At 62.9% G+C, this 1,738-nt stretch carries 1 protein-coding gene; it reads right to left on the reverse strand.

All coding sequences use genetic code 11. From position 1 onward, the window contains the following. Window positions 1-341 precede the first annotated feature (341 nt). A complete protein-coding gene (locus tag QZY01_RS08930; protein WP_294536087.1) occupies window positions 342-1,658 on the reverse strand; it encodes a ferric reductase-like transmembrane domain-containing protein in 1,317 nt (438 codons plus the stop codon). Between the last annotated feature and the right edge of the window lie 80 nt (window positions 1,659-1,738).

Consider the following 1,738-nt stretch of genomic DNA (forward strand, 5'->3'; position numbering starts at 1 on the left):
CGTATTGTCGATCATGGCGGGCGTGGCTGGCGTGAAACGTGTGAAGGGTTGGCTTAGACACCCGAATCCTACGCCTTATCATGGCCTTAAGCTATGCCCGCCAGCCCAAAAATCACACGCCGTGAATTATCCGGGCTAGACCCCTAATCTTTTCGTCCCCTTAGTAATCTTTGTGGTCAGGAAGGCTGCCCGAGCTTGCCGCGGTAAATCGGCGAAGCAAGTCCTCCTCGCTTATCACTCCAAGGTCCTCAGTGCCGCAAAGAGCGCTGACAGCGCGACGAGGGCGAGGGCGGTCGAGATGACCAGCCTCAAGGCGTAGATGCGCCGCATCGAAATCTCCCTCAGGCGAAGCTGTATCGCTCGGAATGATAGCGGGAAATCGGGACGCCCAGTTCGGCGAGCGCCGCTTCGGCCGCGTCCATCATCGGCTCCGGTCCGCAGATGAAGTAGTTGCGCTCCACGAAAGGCGCACGGACGCAGCGTTTCAGCGTCTTGAGAGAAAGGCGTCCGCGTTCGCCGGTCCAATCGGGCGGCGGCTCCTCGAGAACGTGGACGACCTCGAGATCGAGCCGCGTCTCGAGCGCCTCGAGTTCCTCGCGGAACGTCACGTCCTCCCAGTTCCGGTTCGCGTAGATGAGGAGGATGCGGCGGCGGTCGCTGCGGTCCGCCATCGTGCGCAGCATGCTCATCATCGGCGTGATCCCGATCCCACCCGCGATCAGGACCGGGGGGTCATCTGCCTCGTCCATTGTGAAGGCGCCATAAGGACCGTCCAGCCACACGCGCCGGCCGATCCGTATCGAGCCGAGGGCGGCGGTGAAGTCGCCGAGGTTGCGGATCGTCAGCTCGATCCGCCCGTGAACATCGGCGCTGGAGGCGAAGGAAAAGGGGTGGCCGGTGATTTGGAGCGGCGTGACGGTCGAGAGCCAAGCGAACTGCCCAGGCGCGAAACTCAGACCGTCGTGTCCGTCGGCCTGAAGCGCCAGCGTGACGCTGTCGCCGCGCTCCCGGCGAACCGCCTCGACCCGGTAGGGCCGGCGCAGGAAAAAGTAAGGGCGCACGATCCGCGTGTAGACCAGGACGCCGATCCACACAATGACCAGCGAGACCCATAGGCCCGACTTGAGCGGCGACTGTAGATAGAAGCCGAAGGCGATCGCATGCGCGAGCCCGAAGCCGACAGCCAGCAGCGCCAGCACGATATGGGTCGCGTGCCAAGCCTCGTAGGACAGACCGATCCGCTTGCGCCCATAGGAGAGCGCCGTCAACGCGACGAGCGCATAGATCGAAAAATTCGCGTATTTGACTCGCCACCCAGCGGCGAACACGTTGAGTGCGGCGATCCGCGCGGGCCTCACCCAGATGAGGATCGCAGGATGGGCGAGAACTAGCGCCAGCGCGACCCAAGTCAGCTGGCGGTGGAAATAGTAGATGACGTCCTCGCCCCAAGGCTGGGTTATAAATCGAAACCGGGCGGTAAGTCCGAATTGCAACCCAATGATAGAGAGACCTGCATAGGCGATAGCGTCAGCGAATTCTGTCCAGAAATCCCGCGCCGGAGGATGGTCGCCGAGAAGGAGCGCAAAGAGCGGGGCGAGTACGACGAACAGGTAAGCGCCGATCCAAAGCGCGGCGCGCCCGGCGAATGAACGGTTCATGGCATTGCCCCTGACAGCCCCCGTAGCCGGAGACTACGATTTGAACTATGCAGCCCGCGCCGCGAGACGGCAACGGGCGC

It is taken from the genome of uncultured Rhodoblastus sp. (assembly GCF_903903185.1).
GTDB lineage: Bacteria > Pseudomonadota > Alphaproteobacteria > Rhizobiales > Beijerinckiaceae > Rhodoblastus.

Bases quoted from the DNA above. Each gene is read 5' to 3' on its own strand.
- QZY01_RS08930 (WP_294536087.1), bottom strand. From the start codon at position 1,658: ATGAACCGTTCATTCGCCGGGCGCGCCGCGCTTTGGATCGGCGCTTAC.